This is a genomic window from Acetivibrio cellulolyticus CD2 (assembly GCF_000179595.2).
Classification (GTDB): domain Bacteria; phylum Bacillota; class Clostridia; order Acetivibrionales; family Acetivibrionaceae; genus Acetivibrio; species Acetivibrio cellulolyticus.
This window is the reverse complement of sequence record NZ_JH556653.1, coordinates 1,274,375-1,293,651: the sequence shown is the minus strand read 5'-3', so window position 1 is coordinate 1,293,651 and position 19,277 is coordinate 1,274,375. Positions and strand designations below refer to the sequence as shown.

Sequence of the window (19,277 nt, the reverse complement as noted above, 5' to 3'; positions counted from 1 at the left end):
TGTAAACATGGAAGGCATTGGAGAAGAAATACTTGAGTTAATAAAAAGTCATAATATTGACATTCATTTGTTTGGTCAAACGATTCAGATTCCACAGTCTGTTATAGTAACATGGCTTATAATGGCGTTTCTTATTGTATTTTCAATAGTTTTTACAAGGAATCTTAAACTGGTTCCTCATGGAAAACAAAATGTTGTTGAGGTAATAGTAGAGTTTGTAAACAACTTTGCAAAGGACACTATAGGTCATCATTGGAAGATGTTTGCTCCATATATTGGCACAGTTTTGTTGTTCCTTGTAATTTCAAATACAATATCTATATTTAATGTAATTCCAAGTGGTGAAGAGTTATATCATTTAACTCATATTGAAGCATTAAAAAGCTTACCAGACTTTAACCTGCTGCCACCAACAAAGAATGCAAGTGTTACCTTGGCTTTTGCAGTTATGTCAATGGTAGTTGTACTGGTAGCTGGCATAAAGGTCAAGAAGGTATCCGGTTGGCTCAAAAGCTTTATTGAGCCTGTACCTGTTATGCTTCCATTTAAAATCCTTGACTATTTTATAAGACCAATATCGTTGTGCTTCCGACAATTTGGAAATATATTGGGTGCTGCAATAGTAATGGAATTGCTTTATATTGCTATACCAATACTTTTACCAGGTGTACTCAGTATATATTTTGATATATTTGATGGAATTTTACAGGCGTATGTTTTTGTTTTCCTAACATCACTCTATATTGCTGAGGCAATTGAATAAGGAGGTGAAGATAATGAATTTAATGGCTATAGGAGCGGGTATTGCAGTTTTAACAGGTCTTGGAGCAGGAATTGGTATTAGTTTGGCAACTGGAAAAGCGGCTGAAGCGGTAGCAAGACAACCAGAAGCATCATCAAAGATACAAACAGTTTTACTGTTGGGTGCAGCTTTGGCAGAAGCAACTGCTATTTATGGATTCGTTATCGCATTATTGTTAGTACTGTTAAAATAATAAACGGTAAGAAACTTTTTATTCCATTATGATTTTGAAGGGGATACTGGTGTTTGGTATCCCTCTTCATAGATGGAGTATAAAAATCTAGTTTGCCGTTGGAAAGGGACTTTTATGGATTTACTATTTGGTGTTCCAGATTTTATATGGGCAATTATAAATTTATTAGTTCTTTATTTGATTTTAAAGAAGTTTCTTTTTAAGCCTATTACTGAATTTATGGAAAATAGGGCAAATTTAATAAAGGAGCAGTTGGAAGGCTCTCAAAAAAGTAATGAGGAAGCAGCTGATCTTAAGCTTGCTTATGAAAGGAAGCTTGAGACCGCACATGCAGACGCTAGCAAAATAATAAATGATGCAAAGCTTGATGCACAAGATAAGTATGATGAGATAATAAAGAAGGCCAAAGCTGATGCAGAAGTCTTAAGAGAGAAAGCAGAAGCAGAGATTGAGCGTGAAAGAAATGAAATGATAAAAGCAATGAGAAATGAAATTGTTAGTCTTGCTCTTGAAGCTGCTTCAAAGGTTATGGAAGCCAACATGAATACTGAAGCCAACAAGAAACTTGTTGATGAAGTTGTTACTAAAAAGGGCATTGCATAGGAATGTAGTTCAATAAGACTTATAGATGTGATGCCTTAAATTAAGATTTATAAAATGCAAAGACTAATTTTTTATTTAACGATACCTTATGAAAGGAAGTATTATAATGCCATTAGTAGAAAGCAGATATGCTGAGGCATTGATTGAGATAACTCAAAAAGATGGCAGTACTGATAAAGTATTGAATGATTTTGATACTTTAATAAATCTGATTAATAATAACTCAGATTTGAGCGCTTTTTTGGAAAACCCTCAGATTCAGGTTGGTGATAAAAAAAAGCTATTGATGGATATGTTAGAAGGTATTGATCCTAACATTTTAAAGTTAATTATGTTATTAATCGATAAAGGGAGAATCAAGCAAATAAGAGGTATTTTCAGCGAGTATAAAAGGTTTGCTGATGAAAGAAGAGATGTATTGAATTTGAAAATAATCTCTGCAGTTAAATTGGATGAGTTGCAGGTTGATAAAATAATAGAAAAATATAAAATGATATATAAGAAAGACCGTGTAAATACTGATCTTCAAATAGATGAATCCTTGATTGGCGGTATAAAAGTACAGATTGAAGACAGGGTAGAGGACTTTTCATTGAAAACCAGACTGGATGGTCTTAAAAGCTTGTTAATTCAAGAATAGAGCGTTTAATGCCTATCCGAAGTAGTATTCAGATATTCCTTAACATAGAAATTTAATTGATTTTCAGCTTTATAGAGAGGTGATATATATGATTCTTAGGCCTGAAGAGGTAAGTTCGATAATTAAACAACAGATAGAAAGCTATGGAAATAAAGAAAAGGTAGATGACGTTGGCTTTGTATTGAGTGCAGGAGACGGTATAGCAAGAATATATGGTCTGAAAAATTGTATGTACGGTGAACTTTTGGAGTTTGAAAGCGGAGTTTACGGTATGGCAATGAACCTTGAAGAAGACAATATAGGAAGTGTTCTCTTTGGTGAAGGTTTGGAGGTAAAGGAAGGAACACAGGTAAGAAGAACGGGTAAACCTGTTGAAGTACCGGTTGGTATGGAATTGATAGGAAGAGTTATAAATCCACTCGGTAAACCAATAGATGGAAAAGGTCCGATTTCAAGTAATCAATTCAGACCAATCGAGAGACCAGCACCGGGGGTTATTGACAGAAAGAGCGTAAATACTCCCCTCCAAACAGGAATTATGGCAATCGATGCTATGGTGCCTATTGGAAGAGGACAAAGAGAGTTGATAATCGGCGACAGGCAAACAGGAAAAACTGCTATAGCTATAGATGCTATCATTAACCAAAAGGGAAAAGATGTTATATGCGTTTATGTTTCTGTTGGGCAGAAGGCATCTACTGTTGTAGGAATAATAAACACCCTTCAGGAATTTGGAGCCATGGATTACACTGTAGTGGTTTCTTCAACTGCAAGTGATATGTCGACAGTTCAATATATAGCACCATATGCAGGCTGCGCTGTTGCTGAGGAGTTTATGTATAACCATAAAAAGGACGTTTTGATTGTATATGATGATCTTTCTAAGCATGCTGTTGCTTACAGAGCGATGTCGCTTCTTTTGAGAAGACCTCCAGGACGTGAAGCTTTCCCGGGAGATGTATTTTATTTGCATTCAAGGCTTTTGGAGAGGTCAGCAAAACTGAGTGACAGCCTTGGGGGAGGTTCCATAACAGCACTTCCTATAATTGAAACACAGGCAGGAGACGTATCTGCATACATCCCTACAAATGTAATATCCATTACTGATGGACAGATTTATCTTGAATCTCAATTATTCCATTCAGGCCAAAGACCTGCTGTTAATGTAGGTTTGTCGGTATCCAGAGTTGGTGGTGCTGCGCAAATAAAGGCAATGAAGAAGGTTGCAGGTTCTATAAGAATTAACCTTGCTCAGTATAGGGAATTGGTGGTGTTCTCCCAATTTGGATCAGATCTTGATAAGGCAACAAGAGATAAGCTGCTTCAGGGGGAGAGACTTGTAGAAACTTTGAAGCAGTCTCTGCATAAAACTTTGCCTGTTGAAGAGCAGGTAGTTATATTGTATTGTGCAACCAACAAGTACCTTATGGATTTACCTATAAAGAAGGTAAGGGATTTTAACCAAGAACTCCTGAAATATGTTAAAGAGAAACATGTTGGAATTCTTGACTCAATACGTAATACTGGAAACTTGGATGAAGCGGCTGAGAATAGCTTAAAAGCTGCAATAGATGATTTTAAAAGCAAATATAATGTAGAAAATAAGTAATCCATTGTGGAAGAATAATAAATTTTAAGCTGGTGATGAGATTTGGCTCAAATAAATGAGATTAAGCTCAGAATTAAGGGTATAAAAGATACAAAACAGATTACAAAGGCCATGAAGTTGATTTCTGCAGCAAAGCTAAAGAAGGCCAGAAAACAGCTTGACCACGCTTTGCCTTTTTTTGAGAAGGTTAGGGCTACTATGGTAGATATACTTATGCATAGTGGAGAAATTGAAAATAAGTTTTTTGACTTAAGAGATGAAAAAGAAGGCAAGAAAAAGGCCTATATAGTTATAACTGGAGACAAGGGACTTGCCGGCGGCTATAATCACAATATGATAAAGCTGGTGGAGGAGCATCTCAAGGGAGATCATGAGGCACTTTTATTTGTTGCAGGTAATGTAGGAAAATATCACTTTACAAAGAATAAATACAATGTATACATGGAGTTTGATTACCCTGTGCAGAATCCGACTATTTACAGGGCAAGGGAAATATCAGAACTTGTTTTGGATTTATTTGCTGAGGGTGTTTTTGATGAGATGTATTTAGCATTCACAAATATGCACTCAACGATATCAATAGAGCCTAAGGTTATCAAATTGCTTCCATTGGAACTTCATGAACTCAAAATGGATATGAAGATAACTGAAAATCCCGAAGAAAGGGTAGATGATGTCATTGTTTATGACCCATCTCCTCAAGAGGTATTGGATATCCTGGTTGGAAAATATGTCAAGGGTGTAATATACGGGGCTTTTGTTGAAGCATTCACAAGTGAGCAGAGTGCAAGGATGACAGCAATGGATAGTGCAACAACTAATGCCGACGATATTTTAGGAAAACTTAGCTTAAGTTATAATAGGGCAAGGCAGTCAAAAATTACTCAAGAAATATCTGAAATAGTCGGTGGGGCTGAAGCTTTAAAATAAATGCCTATTAGTGGAATGAATAAGCTGAAACGGAGTGGGAATATGGTACAGAATAAAGGTAAAATTATTCAGGTAATTGGTCCTGTTTTAGATGTAAGATTTGAAAGAGGATCACTTCCGAAAATTTATAATGCCATAGAAATTGAAGTAGAGGGTAAAAAAGTAGTAGCTGAAGTTATACAGTATGTTGGAAATGACACAGTAAGGTGTATTTCAATGGCTGCTTCCGATGGCCTAATGAGGGGAATGGATGCTATAGATACAGGTAATCCTATAATGGTTCCTGTAGGCAAAGAGGTACTCGGAAGATTATTTAATGTTTTAGGTGACCCGGTTGATAATATGGGAGAAGTAAAGACAGAGAAACGTCTTCCTATTCATAGACCGGCGCCGGTATTAGAGGATTTAAAGCCTGCAACCGAAATTCTTGAGACCGGAATAAAAGTAGTCGATCTTCTTGCACCATATGCTAAGGGTGGTAAGATAGGTCTTTTTGGTGGAGCAGGAGTTGGTAAGACAGTTCTTATTATGGAGCTGATTAGAAATATCGCTACTGAGCACGGTGGTTATTCTGTATTTACGGGTGTTGGTGAACGTACAAGAGAAGGAAATGACTTGTGGAATGACATGAATGATTCAGGGGTTATTGAAAAAACGGCTCTTGTATTTGGTCAGATGAATGAACCGCCAGGATCAAGAATGAGAGTTGGACTTTCAGGCCTTACAATGGCTGAGTACTTTAGGGATGAAATGGGACAGGACGTTCTATTGTTTATTGATAATATATTCAGATTTGTTCAGGCTGGTTCAGAAGTATCAGCATTACTTGGAAGGGTTCCTTCGGCGGTTGGTTATCAACCTACACTAGCAACTGATGTGGGTGCACTTCAGGAAAGGATAACTTCTACAAGGAAAGGTTCAATTACGTCGGTTCAGGCGGTATATGTACCTGCGGATGACCTTACAGACCCTGCACCTGCTACTACATTTGCCCACCTTGATGCAACGACAGTTTTATCCAGACAGATTGTTGAGCAGGGAATTTATCCGGCAGTTGACCCATTGGATTCTACTTCCAGGGTACTTGATCCAAGTGTTGTTGGAGAAGAACATTATAAGGTTGCCAGAAGAGTTCAGGAGATACTGCAGAGGTACAAGGAACTACAGGATATAATAGCAATATTAGGTCTGGAAGAGCTTGCGGATGAAGATAAACTTACAGTATTTAGGGCGAGAAAAATTCAAAGATATCTTTCACAGCCTTTCTTCGTTGCTGAGACCTTTACAGGCTATAAAGGGAGATATGTCCGTATAAAAGATACAATAAGAGGCTTTAAGGAAATTATAGATGGCAAAATGGATGATATACCTGAAGCAGCTTTTTATATGACTGGAACTATAGAGGAAGTTTACGAAAATGCCAAAAACATGAAGTAGGGCCGGGCTGAATAGCGAGCATTGAAGCAAAGCTGAATGACCAGCCAGGAGGAAACCGTTCACCTTGACTTTTGGAGTTTGTGGAATTTGCGAAGCAAATATCATAGAACCGAGTAGATATGCCTCTAAGTATTTTTGTTAGAGAAAGTCAAGGGGTGATATTGGAGGTTTATTATGTCAGAAACATTCTATATTGAGATATTAACACCCGATAGAAAATTCTTTTGGGGTGATGTGGAGACTGTAATTGTTAAGACTCCATCAGGAGAAATGGGTATATTGAAGGATCATATGCCTATTGTAGTAGTAATTGATATTGGTCCTATTAAAATTAAAAAAGATGGAGAATGGATTGATGCAGTATTAAGTCAGGGTTTTATGGAAGTTAAGCAGAACAAGGCTATTATTTTAGTTGATACTGCAGAATGGCCTGACGAGATTGATATTAACAGGGCTAATGCAGCTAAAGAAAGAGCGGAGGAAAGAATATTGAGAAAAGCAAGTCAGACCGAGTATATTCAGTCTAAGGCAGCCTTGGCAAAAGCTATGGCAAGACTTGCAGCCGGTAGGAAGGGAAAATAGGACTTTACCCCGTAATTACTGTTGTCCGATGCTTACAAGTTTGTATATTTCTTCAACATCCTGGTTGTACATGCCAATACAACCGGCAGTCCAATATTTTGACAGATCAGGTCTTGCGCCGCCATGGATACCATTACATTAATTAAAATGGTGTCCTGAGGCGGCGTTTGTTTGCAAAGAATTGAGAATTTCATTTCTTATACTCACATAGGTTTCTGCTATATTTGATTTGACTTGCAGCCCATCCTTTATAAATTATAGTGCGACATTTAATATTTTACTTCATTTTGCCGATAAATATATATATTGTTAATAGATTTTACCTGTATGAGGCTATAGTCCTATGGGATGTTTGACCTACGTACAAGCGGTTTGGAATTTGGTACAATAATATTAGGCCTGGAGCGTTTTAAAAATTAGCTGCAAAGTAACCATTATGCCTTTACTTTAATCAATTTTTTAAACACCAATCGCATACGTATTTATTTAATAGGACTTACAATTTGGGGGTTTTATTATGAAATTATTAAGAAATGTGCTTGCCATGGTTCTAATAATTGCAATACTATCGGGGCCTATTCCATTATTTCAACAATACGTAATGGCTGCTGCTGTTCCTGTTAATATTTATACTGACAGTTTTAGTAATGGAATTCTTACTATTCATTGGGATAAGGTTTCAGGGGCAAAATCCTTTTTGGTGAGCTATCATACACCTGATATTGGAGTTCAGACTATCAAAAGAAATGTAGCAGAAAATACATGTGTTATTTCCAGCCTTCAGAATGATTATATCTATGATATAAAAGTTGAGATATATAGTGAAGTTGATTTCGGCGGAAGTCTTATTGCTGAAGGGTTAATGTACTATCTTCCGCGAATTTCATTTTATGCGTCCAGAGTAGATCAAACAAGGGTGCCTATAGAGGGCGGAGGATATGAAATCGGAAATAAGCCGCGTCTTAATTTAAAATGGGTAATGCCAAAGGTTTGGGATGGTGATTTAGGTCAGTTTACAAATGCAAATGGGGAAGATGCACTGGATTTTGTTAGGGCAAACCTAAATGATGTTTATGGAACCAGTATTGATGTATCTAAATTGAATTTCAAAATAAATATATCAAGCAGTTTATCTACACTAAACAGTGGATCTTCACAGTCGGCTATAATTGTTAATTCCGAAAGTGAGGGTTATAATGCATATGTGTCAGGAAATCAGGATTTCACTTCAAAAGTATTAGGACCTGACATGGATGGTTATTTGAGCATGGAATTAATCGGAAGGAAAGATAAGTCTACAGCTTTGCCAGCGGTTGAAGAATATGGTTTACCGGATGGGGATATACTTCCGGGAACAGTTTATTATATGAATATCAAGCTTTCGTATCAGAATCATGCTGGACTTAGCAAATATGTGACAACAGTTGGAGATCCGACTGACTTAAACGGAAGTGTTCTAATGGATACATTCCCATATACATACACTCCATTAAGGTTTCAACTTTCTAAAGACTCAGCAGACAATGTTTACATAAAAATATATAAGGTTAATCAGGGAAGCCTTGATCTTCCAAGACTGTATTATGAGGTACAGTGTAGTGATGATGAGACTATAAAGGGAGATTGGAGTATCAAAAAGACAATAGATGACAGCTTTTTTGCTTCTGGAGCTGAAAGTGCGTTAACTCTGATATCAGGTGTAGGAGCAAATAATAAGGTTTTCTACAAGATTGTTGTTAAGACTGATACAACCAATGACAGAATTGAATCAATGCCTATGGACTATACTCTGTCGGAGGATACAAGTAAATCCCCTGTTCCAACTGGCATAACAATAGTTGACAGACAGCTGGTAACAAGGACGGTGGTAATTAACGGCACCTCTGTAGTTCAAAAGTCATCAGACATTACCATATCATGGGATAAGCCTGCCAATTGGGATAAAATAAGGGCAAATACTGATAAGAATGCAGATGTTGTATATCACATATTATTGAACATGACAGAGAATGAGGATAGCTCAATGCCATATCCTGAGCTTAAGGCTGGTGGGACAGTATATGGCTACTTTCCGTTAGTATATAGGAGAGTGGTGTATTTCTCTTCAAAGCAAGTTACCGAGAATGGCAACCATCTGGAGTATACTATTCGGGGCTTTAATCTTTTTAAAGGATCATATTATGACGGATTGGACGTGGACGGCAATCCGGTTATAGTTCCGAAAGATATAACACCTGACGAAAAATACCCGAGTTTTTTGCTTCCAAACAAGGTTTATTATATGCAGATGTATACAACAAATAATCTTAACCGAGATACGAATGAGACTGAGGATATGTCTGACAAATCAGTAATATTAAGCTTTACAACAAGAGCAGCGGAAGAAATTGATGTACCCCTACCGAAAAACCTAAGATTAAATATTAATGATGCGGACGTAATAGTTGGTGACACAAATGAAGTTTCAAATTATATTGAGCTTCAGCTTGATAAGGTTGATATAAGTTGGAATAACTACATATCGGACACAACCGTTTCCAAGGAAGTGTATTATGATATATATATGAGTAACAGAACGGATTTGACATCGTTCAAGCTTATTGGGACAACTGAGAATCCTGATGGGGATATTGCATTTATAGGTGCAGATGACGTACAGAGTACATCAATAAGATTGGTAGTCAGGGAGTTCTCTAAAGGGACAACAGCATATACTAATTTTGGTTCTAAACTAAGACCAAACACAACTTATTATTTTGTTGCAAAAACAAGGTTGCGTTCAGGGGGATTAAAGACGGAGAAGGAATCCGCGTATACTACACTTTTGCCTGTTACAACAGTAAAAGGCGTAATTGGAGAACCGGATGAATCATCAAAACGGCCTTATGCTCCTATAGATTTTAAGATTGCAGTAGACGGTGAAGGAAACCAAATTATTACTAGTACGAAAGTTACTTTTAGCTGGACAAGGGATGAAACTGATGTGCTTTACAATATTATCTGTTCATCCAGAAAGCTTGATGCCAATGAAGGGCTATATGAAGGAAGTAACGATGCAATATATCAGAGCTTCAAAGCGAACTTTGGTAATATCATCCTCGATCCATCCCTTGAAAGTTTACCAGAGAATTTTGAATATAATCCAGTATCAAAAGAATGCAAATATACCTTTAATAAATGGCTTTTCCCCAATAAGTTGTACTATTTCAGCATAAGAGCCATAAAGAAAGCAAATAATAAGATATACAGTTCTTGGGTCTCAATACCTGTAACTACAAGGCTTATCGAACAGCCGGAGTATTTGGAAGCTGTAAGCGATGTACAATTGGGATTCTTCTTTGATGATGAAGATACAGAGACTTTAGCAGAGGATTATAGTGTGTACATAAAATCCGAAAAAGACTTGAAATTTAATCTTATTAATAAAAATAAGTATACTTTTGTCAAGTTTGGTTCAACTAGCTATGTAAGGTTAACGAATCTGGAAGCTGGTACTTATTATGATGTAAAGGTATATAAGGATGACGGCAACACTCTTGTATATAAAAAGGAGGACTTAAAAACCCGCGATGCTTATCATCAAGTTGAGCTTAAGTGGAGGGGACTTTCGCAATATAAATATGAGGTCTCAGTAAAGTCACTTACGGATGACAGTTATATTTTACTTGATGATGCGAACCTTGAGGAGTATACAAATTCACAAGGAAAGATTCTACCTTATTATGCTGAAAAAAACATTAAAACCAGTGGCACAGATTATGAATTCTATTATGCCAGAATTAAAACTATTCCTGTAAAGCTGGGTGATGGGACATTTGAGGATCAGCCCTTAAAAGCAAATACGAAATATTATATAAAGGTAAGGGCCAAGAAGATAGATCCTGTAGATTTATCAATAGTGTCCTATTCAAAGTATTTAGGCCCGGTATTTATTAGAACAGATTTTAATCAGAATGATTACGATGAAGAAGACAATAACACCAAGACGCAGGCTGCATTTATGGATAGAATCAATAAGCTTGAAGATGCTTTATTTTGGAGAATAGGGATTGAAAATGGAGAGGAAAACAAGCTGCTCTTAAAAGGAGAAAGAGTGGTAAATGCAATAGAGAACAGCGGAAATTATCCTTTTACCCTTGATATATCTTATTATGCTAAAGGCACATCACTAGACACAATCTACATACCTGTTGATGTATTTAGAACTTTAGACAGAGAAAACAAGAATCTTTTGATTAGGACAAGCGGTGCAGAATACAGTATCAGACCGAATACGTTTAATTTGGATTTAAGACCTGAAATCAAGGATCTTAAAGCACATGGCAATATTAATGAAATATATTTTATGCTGAATATAGGTCGTAATGAGAGCCCAAAAGTAAGTACCCCTAAGGGATTAAAAGCTGTTTCTGATATCAATGAACTGGAAGTTAGGACCATTGGTACATCTATAACTTACAAGCAGTTAAAGAGTCAGATTGATGATCGTATTTATAATAAAAGTTCAGGTCTTGTACAGGAAAAATTGGGCACACTTCTTGACACTTTACCATCAATCGATTCAAGCAGGCTTGAGGATATAATAACGGATTCTATTGATGACATTGAGCTTGAACTCTCCAAGTTTATATATTATAAGGTGGAGGGCGGCAACGGAATAACTTCTATAGTTGTTAAAAGTGCGTCTATTAAGGATTTTGATTACCCTATCCTGGCGAAGATTAACTATACTGGAGAGGTAGGGTTAAAACTTCCTTATGTAAGGTATGATGATAACACTAAATGGCAGAAGCTAAATCAAAGTGCCATTACGTCAAAGAATAACCTGGCATTTAATGTTGTAAAAACGGGTGAATATACTATACTTCTAGAGGAAGAAATTGCATCAGATTTGACTGATAATTACAAGCAAACACCTGATGTTAAGTTACTTCTTTCAAAGTATGACTTAAGTGAAGTATTTGGGGATATGAGTGCATTCTACCCTGAAGATAATGTAAAAGTAAAGGAGATAATACTTCTATACGAAAAAGTAATGGGTTTAGATAAGGGTAACGGTGGCCTTACAATAAACCAAAAAGCTCAAAAGTATGGGCTTGAAAGTTTGATAGGATTTGGTGGTGTTGTTAGAGATATAAGCAGACAGGAGACCGCCAAGGTAGTGATGTTAATATACTCGTCAAAAACAGGTGTTAGTATAAATAGTCTTATTCCAACCAGAAGCAGTAATGCTAAAGATCTTACGGCAGTAGATGATATGTACTATAAAGATGTATTGATCTCTGTAGATTTAGGTGTACTTGGTCTTAGTGACGAAGGCAGGTTTCAACCCGACGGAACTATTACAAGGGGTGAGCTGGCTAGTGCAGTTGTAAAAGTACTTGGGCTTACAGGTGATATTTAGAAAAAGTTAAATTTTTATTTATTCTGTGGAAACTTATATAGGAGAAATTACTATGAAAAGGTTTTATAGAGTATTGGTTTTGACCATATTAATATCGTTAATTGTACAGAATATGACAGGTATTTGTGTTTTTGCCTATACTGATCTGCCTCAGATGCCTCCTACGCAATTGAGAGTTGAGTCGGAATTAGAGGGTGAACCTGCTATTGGTTACAACGAGTTTGATAAATATTATATTGATTTAAAGTGGAATGTAGAATATACAGATACTCAAATAGTTGGCAAGTATCTCAATCTATATCTTCAAGAGGTGCCAAAGTCTTATAAGCCATCAACTTCGCGTATATTAAAGGAACGCGATATTTCAGGGAGTTTTAGCTCTTATAGACTTAAGGAATTGAATTCAGGAACAATATACTATTTGGATATGACTGCTTATCACACACATTCCAATGAAAGTACTGTATATTCAAGCCCTGAGTCTGTATCATCAAACAAAGTAAAGGTGTTAACAGATATGGGCATAAATGCCTACTCTTATGGAACGAATCAAATTAAAATTGAGTGGGATGACGTATGGGATACGAGCGGCAGGATAGATTACAAGCTTTATATTTCGGAAAATGGTTCGTTTACAAATACTCAGCCGATTTATATCGGAGATCCACAGATAGGAGATGGTAAAGCTGTTACTGTAAACGAAACAAGCGGAAAGCTTGAATATATTCATACTGTCAGAGATGCTGGCAGAGTCTATTACATAAGAATTGAACCGGATTTAGGTGATGATGAAATAAAGAGGACACAGTATAGTGAAACAGTAACAGCCTGCAGTTATATACTTGTTAAAACTTCTAAAGTATCAACAACTGAAAGTGGGATAATATGGAAACTAGAATGGAGTCCCGTTGTTACAGGACTTAGTGACAGTAGTATAAAAGTTGCTTACCATATCTATAGGGGAGTTATTGGATCAAACGATTTGGCTCAATATATGGCTGCTGTAGATGGTACAAACTTTTTCGTAACTCTTCCACCTGGAGGGGATCAGTATTACTTTGTAATTAGGGCAATAGTGACAAAAGATGGTGAGGGTGTATATGACGGAATAAGAATTGAATCAGACCGTATTGTTGTTGGAGAGCAGGAAGCGGCATCAAGACCTACAGCTCCTGAAATAGTAAATTTGTTTGAAAAGGTGGCAGGGGATACCATAATAAGCTATGATAAAGAACTTTCCTCAAATAGTGCTACTGTATTATGGAGAGTTCCCTTAAACGGTGATGGCAATATTGATAGTGACATATCTTATGATATATGGCTTGTAACAGACCCTGATATGCTGGACAATCCTCCAGAAGATGAAAAAATAGAGTCTGACTTCAAAGTTGGCAGTGAAAACTATATCATAAACGGCAATACGCTAATAGGGTATAAATATAAAGTAAAGGGCCTTACGCCAAACTCAACCTATTATTTTAAAATAGTAGCTAAAAAAATGTTTATTGAGTATGTGGATGATATTTTACAGAATGTCACATACAATTCAGACGCAGCTTTAAAGGTAATTATAACACCTACTGACGGCCCTATAGACCAGCCGGTTGTACCGGAAAGGCCTCCTCTGAAACTTAAGGAGTCTGCGGACAAAGGGGTTTTGATTACGGAAGATACAGTTACTATACAGCTTAAGAATCTATGGTATGAGAAATATGACTTTGAAGCTAACAAATGGCAATATTTAAGGAGTGAGAAGCTTAGAGAAAGTGATGTTCCTCCTTTTGATCCTGATACTACGGTAGTGGATGATGTTTACTATAGAAAAGTAGCTTATGACTCAGGCATTACTTTGGATGTGGGTTGTATTAAATATTATGAGGGAATGTCCTATGAGGAATTGAAAAAAATACAGCCCAATAAGATAACAAACTACCCTATAACAGCAAATGATCCAACCGAAAACCCGAATTTTAATCCAGATGGAAAGAAACACAATATAGATATACAATTGACAGACCTTGAGTCTAATACCATATATGTTATATGGGTCAGAGCTGTTCGGTTGAGTGCCAACCTTGCTTCTGAACCATCGGATCCTATTATTATAACTACAACTCCGGTTATTGTACCACCTGAGGAAAAACCTGTTGTGCCATCTTTTAATTATAACCTCGCAAGTGACAACTATATTGATGTGGGATGGGATTTAGTATCTGGGTACAACTATTATCTGAAATATGGACTTGAGGATAATCCTGATACTGCATTAGACCAAATAACTGTTACTTCTGAAGATTTGAAAGAATCTATTTATTATCGTGTAAGTGACCTGAATCCTGACACATTATATTATTTTTGGGTTCAGGCTGAATCGATAAATGAAGCAGGAGTGAGTAGTACGTCCGAGTGGAGCGATTCATATACTGTAAGGACATTGCCAAATATTCCACCTGATACTCCTAAAGGATTTGGAATAAAAAATGCTGATGATGCAATAACAAAAAACAGTATAACCTTCGAATGGATGATAGTTGATGACCTTGAATATATACTTGAAATTGCGAGCGATGTTGATTACACGGATTCGGCAGAATATGAAGTTGGCATAGGTTCTGAGTTCACAGTTGAAGAATTGTTGTCCAATCACCGGTATTATGCAAGGCTATATGCGTATGATCCACTTAAGGAATTAAGGTCTGAAGCTACACAAAGTATAACGGTAAGAACAAAGAGAAGCAGCGATGACTACGATTCGGATCAGGATATTGAAGATGTTATAACAGGTGAATTTGTAGAAAAGGATTCAGAAATAGAAAAGGATACATGGAATATAAAAATAACAGGTGTTAATGCAGACCGTTTTGCAGAGTATGTGTTAACAGATAATAAGCTTGATTACAGGATTGATTTGACAACTCCGCCTTCACCTTGCAGTACGGTCAGGGTTTTAATATCCGATAAGGTTTTTAAAGCGTTAACTTCGATTGGTGAGAACTTAATAATTAAAACTGATAAAATATCGTTAATTATGCGCCCTGGTATTCTTACTACCGATTTAAATAATCCACTGGTTAATAAGACATCGGGAGTGGATTATGAAATAGCTATTTCACCTTCTCAAGTAAGTGGAGATGGTATAAAGAATATGACTGTCAAGGAAGATACAGGCAGATTTATACTAAGTGCTTATGAAGGTGCCAATAATATCCCAATTGATGAGGTTTTAAAGCCGTTACAGTTTGTATTGGCGTATAATGATGAAGACTGGTATAGTGAAGGGAAAACCTCCGGGTTTGTGTATGATTCCGGCATGTCTCTTTGGAAAAGGGTTAGTACTTGGGCATCATACAATAGAGATACCGGTGAGGGAAGGCTCACTTTTGAGACTTTAAATACCGGCGACACTATAGTGGCGGAATTTGGTAATGACTATTTTGACGATATATATTATCATAAGTATGAGACAGTTATCAATAATGTAGCTTCTGTTCACGAAATAAAAAGTATCACTGGAAGAATGTTTGATCCGGATTTAAATGCTACTTTGGGGGATTGTGTCAAACTAATGTTTGATGCTTTAGATTACCAATATGGAAGTGACTATATGAATGAGGCATATAAAGCAGGCTTAATAAGCTATAATGACATTTATTCGTCAGGCAAGAATTGTACAGTGACTAAGGCATATTCCATGATTGTAAAATTGTTTGAGCTAAAATCAGGTACAACTTTAAGCAACGAGAAGAAATCCAATTTTATTAATCAAAACGGATTTACCATTATGAGGGATGGACAAAATGTTTTGTCCGATACAGTTGTACGCAGAGGAGAAATTATGTACCTTATAGAAAAACTTATGGTATACATTGGTGAAGTTGGTTAAAATAAACACCTTCAAAAATCAAAAATTAGCCCATATTAAGAAGGATTTGAGGTATGTAATGGTGAATATAAATAAGGCATTGGTATACATAATATTAATTAGCAGTGTGGTTTTATTAAATGCAAATTTTTCATTTTCGCATGGTTTGAATTATGAAATAGATCAGTTAGGGAGTAATAAGGAAAGGGTTATGTTAAAATGGAGCGATCCGGAAGAGAAAATGGGGTTTGCCATCACATACCATTATTTTACCAATAGTAAGACTTTGCATATCGGATATGAACTAAAAGAAGGTTATCCAACTACAGCTTATGTAGATTACGATTTAAATAGTGTGATATCTCCAATTAGAGTTAATATACATGAATTAGGCTGCCCGGATTATGCTCCTTTTAGTGATATTAAAGGGATAGAAGCTGAAGAATATATTACACATCTGCATGATGCCGGAATTATAAATGGTAGGCCTGACGGTAAATTTGCTCCTGATAGCTTCATAAGTAGGGCGGAATTTATGGTCATAATGGTTAAAGCGTTAGGTCTTGAGGGTAAAGGTGAAAACGTTAAAGGATTTACTGATATTGATAAACACTGGGCAAAGGAGTATATTCTTCTAGCATCAAAAAATGGTTTGATTTCAGGCTATGAGGATAAAACAGTAAGACCGGATAAATCGATAACATTAGCTGAAGTTAGTTCTATTATATCGAGGTCTTTTACTTTTAAAACTACAAACAATGGAATATATTCTAAAATTCAACAGGGTAAATGGTATAGTAATTCTATAAAAAAAATGTTTGATGTTGGAATACTAAATTCTAAGGATAGCATTTACAAGGCTTTCAATGAAGAAAAATATATTAATAGAGCGAACTGCGCTATGATGATAAGCAGGGCTATTTCAACGTATTAATTGCTAAAAAATGGCTGAAATTTAAAGAAAGGGAGGCGGTGTTTTTTAATAAGAATTCTTAATAATACATCATATTCATGCTTATTCTAGATATTCAGAAAAGTCCTACACCTTAAAAATATTGCATGTATATCCCATAATCGATAGGGCAATAATTTTAATAAGTTAAATGTTCGTCGGGGGGATATATATGAATGTAAATTTGAGAAAATGCTTCTTTTGGTTGATATTTTTCACAATACTATTTACAATATCTTTTGCAGGGCTAAATTACAGAAATGAAGAAAAGAAGACTCCGGCACTTCAAAATGCTTTTTCAAGCACAGGTGCTAAATTTGTAAATAATGAAGTTTATGTATGGTGTAAAATCGATAAACAATCAGAAGACCAAAAAAGCTTATTGGAACTTGCGGATAAACTATCAGATAGCGTTGGAATGTTGAAGAATAGTGATTTTTCCAAAAATACTGTAAACAGTGATTTAATTTGTAAAACTGAAATTAAAGGCGTAACGTCTGATGGCAAAACAGTTTGTATCACTACACAGCTAAATAAAAATAAAAGTGGTACGGATAAGAGTTTTATTTCTATTGATTTAATTAATGAGTTGACACAGCTGGATATAAATGGTACTGCTAACTTGCTTAAAGAAAAATTTAAAAGTTTTGGCCTAAATCCAAAGGTTAACACTTGTATTATAGGTTACTTTGATGGTAAGCTAGACTATGGAGAAATGAACAGGATAAGCAGACTTATACTTGATGGTGCAAAAGCAAAAAAAGTAAATGGAATGTCTGAAAAAAATTTGATTAGCGTATCGGCTTATTCCCCTCTAATTGATAATAATATTGAGATAGAGGGAAGGAAGATCAATATGAATCTAGCTTTAAGATATAATGCTTTTGAGGACAAAACATACATATGGCTCGCGACACCTGTAATTACAATTGAATACTAACTTAAACGCAAGGAAGCGCATACAAAAGATAAATTTATTATGAAAGGAAGAATTAACGTGCCCAAATTGATTGTTTCTGAGGGAAATCCATTAAAAGGAACTGTAAGAATTAGTGGTGCAAAAAATTCTGTTTTACCTATTATAGCTGCATCTCTATTAGGTGACAGAGAGAGTATTATCGAAGAAATTCCTTACTTGTCAGATGTAAAGGTAATGTGTGATTTACTTAAGTCATTTGGTGCAAATGTTGAGTTTTCAGACAATAAAACGAGAATGCGGATTGATTCCAACATAATCAATAACACTACAGCTCCGTATGAACTTGTAAATAAAATGAGGGCATCAGTTTTAGTTATGGGACCGCTTCTTGCAAGGATGGGAGTTGCAAAGATTTCTCTTCCAGGTGGATGCGCCATAGGTTCAAGACCTGTTGATCTTCACCTTAAAGGATTTGCAGCTATGGGAGCAGAGATTACCCAGGGGCACGGGTATATAGAGGCAAAAGTTGATGGCCGACTCAAAGGCAGCAAAATTTATCTTGATTTCCCTAGTGTCGGAGCTACTGAAAATATAATGATGGCAGCTGCACTTGCTGAGGGGCAGACAATAATTGAAAATGCAGCAATTGAACCGGAAATAGTTGATTTGGCAACTTATCTGACAACAATGGGTGCTGATATAAAAGGTGCTGGTACAGATACAATTAAAATAAATGGAGTCACTTCCTTAACAGGGGCAACTCATGCAGTTATTCCCGATAGGATTGAAGCTGGTACATTTATGGTCGCAGCGGCTATCACCGGTGGTGATGTAAAAATTGAAAATATTGTTCCTGATCATTTAAAACCTATTACTGCAAAGCTTAGAGAAGCTGGGGTTGAAGTTGCTGAGGAGCTTTCAAGTTTGCATATAATATCTGATGGCAATATAAAACCTATTGATATTAAAACTCACCCGTATCCGGGTTTCCCTACAGATATGCAGGCACAAATGACATCGCTAATGACAAGAGCTGAAGGGACAAGTATGGTGATTGAGACTATATTTGAGAATAGGTTTATGCATTTGGCTGAATTAAAACGGATGGGAGCAAATGTTAAGATTGAAGGAAGAAGTGCTATTATTGAAGGTAAGCCTAAATTGACTGGTGCCAGAGTTAGAGCTACAGATCTGAGGGCAGGAGCAGCGTTGATTTTAGCAGGTCTCACTGCGGATGGCATTACGGAAATTACGGATATTGAGCATATTGAAAGAGGATATGTTAATATACATGAAAAACTTAAAGGTCTTGGCGCTAATATTGAAAGGGTTTCAGAAGATTAG

Annotated in this window: 14 protein-coding genes; 13 read left to right on the top strand and 1 reads right to left on the bottom strand. The window is 36.2% G+C overall.

Annotation, left to right across the window (positions count from 1 at the left end):
* Positions 1-7 precede the first annotated feature (7 nt).
* The 8 genes from ACECE_RS0207770 (at position 8) to atpC (ending at position 6,796) form a co-directional block, all read left to right on the top strand.
* Complete coding sequence (locus tag ACECE_RS0207770) at positions 8-763, top strand: F0F1 ATP synthase subunit A (protein WP_010246354.1); 756 nt, start codon at positions 8-10, stop codon at positions 761-763.
* 13 nt (positions 764-776) lie between these two features.
* On the top strand, positions 777-995 hold the full coding sequence (atpE, locus tag ACECE_RS0207765) for an ATP synthase F0 subunit C (protein WP_010246351.1): 219 nt from the start codon (positions 777-779) through the stop codon (positions 993-995).
* A gap of 114 nt (positions 996-1,109) precedes the next feature.
* Entirely contained in the window at positions 1,110-1,598 is a 489-nt protein-coding gene (gene atpF, locus ACECE_RS0207760; protein ID WP_010246349.1) for a F0F1 ATP synthase subunit B, read from the top strand.
* A gap of 106 nt (positions 1,599-1,704) precedes the next feature.
* Positions 1,705-2,238, top strand: coding sequence for an ATP synthase F1 subunit delta (atpH, locus tag ACECE_RS0207755; protein WP_010246347.1), 534 nt, complete (start codon positions 1,705-1,707; stop codon positions 2,236-2,238).
* An 88-nt stretch (positions 2,239-2,326) separates the two neighbouring features.
* The gene (gene atpA / locus ACECE_RS0207750; RefSeq protein ID WP_010246345.1) at positions 2,327-3,847 is read left to right on the top strand and encodes a F0F1 ATP synthase subunit alpha; all 1,521 of its coding nucleotides are present in this window, start codon (positions 2,327-2,329) and stop codon (positions 3,845-3,847) included.
* A gap of 42 nt (positions 3,848-3,889) precedes the next feature.
* Complete coding sequence (gene atpG, locus ACECE_RS0207745; protein WP_010246344.1) at positions 3,890-4,777, top strand: ATP synthase F1 subunit gamma; 888 nt, start codon at positions 3,890-3,892, stop codon at positions 4,775-4,777.
* Between the two features lie 42 nt (positions 4,778-4,819).
* Entirely contained in the window at positions 4,820-6,214 is a 1,395-nt protein-coding gene (gene atpD, locus ACECE_RS0207740) for a F0F1 ATP synthase subunit beta (protein ID WP_010246342.1), read from the top strand.
* A gap of 174 nt (positions 6,215-6,388) precedes the next feature.
* Complete coding sequence (gene atpC / locus ACECE_RS0207735; RefSeq protein WP_010246340.1) at positions 6,389-6,796, top strand: ATP synthase F1 subunit epsilon; 408 nt, start codon at positions 6,389-6,391, stop codon at positions 6,794-6,796.
* Between the two features lie 15 nt (positions 6,797-6,811).
* Here the strand turns inward: atpC and ACECE_RS32315 are convergent, their stop codons facing one another.
* Positions 6,812-6,901: a L,D-transpeptidase family protein gene (locus ACECE_RS32315; RefSeq protein ID WP_407636655.1), complete on the bottom strand. Its 90-nt coding sequence runs from the start codon at positions 6,899-6,901 to the stop codon at positions 6,812-6,814.
* A gap of 412 nt (positions 6,902-7,313) precedes the next feature.
* Between ACECE_RS32315 and ACECE_RS0207730 the strand changes: the two genes are divergently transcribed.
* The 5 genes from ACECE_RS0207730 (at position 7,314) to murA (ending at position 19,277) form a co-directional block, all read left to right on the top strand.
* The gene (locus ACECE_RS0207730) at positions 7,314-12,200 is read left to right on the top strand and encodes an S-layer homology domain-containing protein (protein ID WP_010246338.1); all 4,887 of its coding nucleotides are present in this window, start codon (positions 7,314-7,316) and stop codon (positions 12,198-12,200) included.
* 52 nt (positions 12,201-12,252) lie between these two features.
* Entirely contained in the window at positions 12,253-16,083 is a 3,831-nt protein-coding gene (locus tag ACECE_RS0207725) for a fibronectin type III domain-containing protein (protein ID WP_010246336.1), read from the top strand.
* Positions 16,084-16,141: 58 nt separating this feature from the next.
* Positions 16,142-16,996 (top strand): S-layer homology domain-containing protein, encoded by an 855-nt coding sequence (locus ACECE_RS0207720; RefSeq protein ID WP_010246335.1) that lies wholly within the window; start codon positions 16,142-16,144, stop codon positions 16,994-16,996.
* Positions 16,997-17,186: 190 nt separating this feature from the next.
* On the top strand, positions 17,187-17,954 hold the full coding sequence (locus ACECE_RS0207715) for a YwmB family TATA-box binding protein (protein WP_010246334.1): 768 nt from the start codon (positions 17,187-17,189) through the stop codon (positions 17,952-17,954).
* Between the two features lie 57 nt (positions 17,955-18,011).
* Entirely contained in the window at positions 18,012-19,277 is a 1,266-nt protein-coding gene (gene murA / locus ACECE_RS0207710) for a UDP-N-acetylglucosamine 1-carboxyvinyltransferase (protein ID WP_010246333.1), read from the top strand.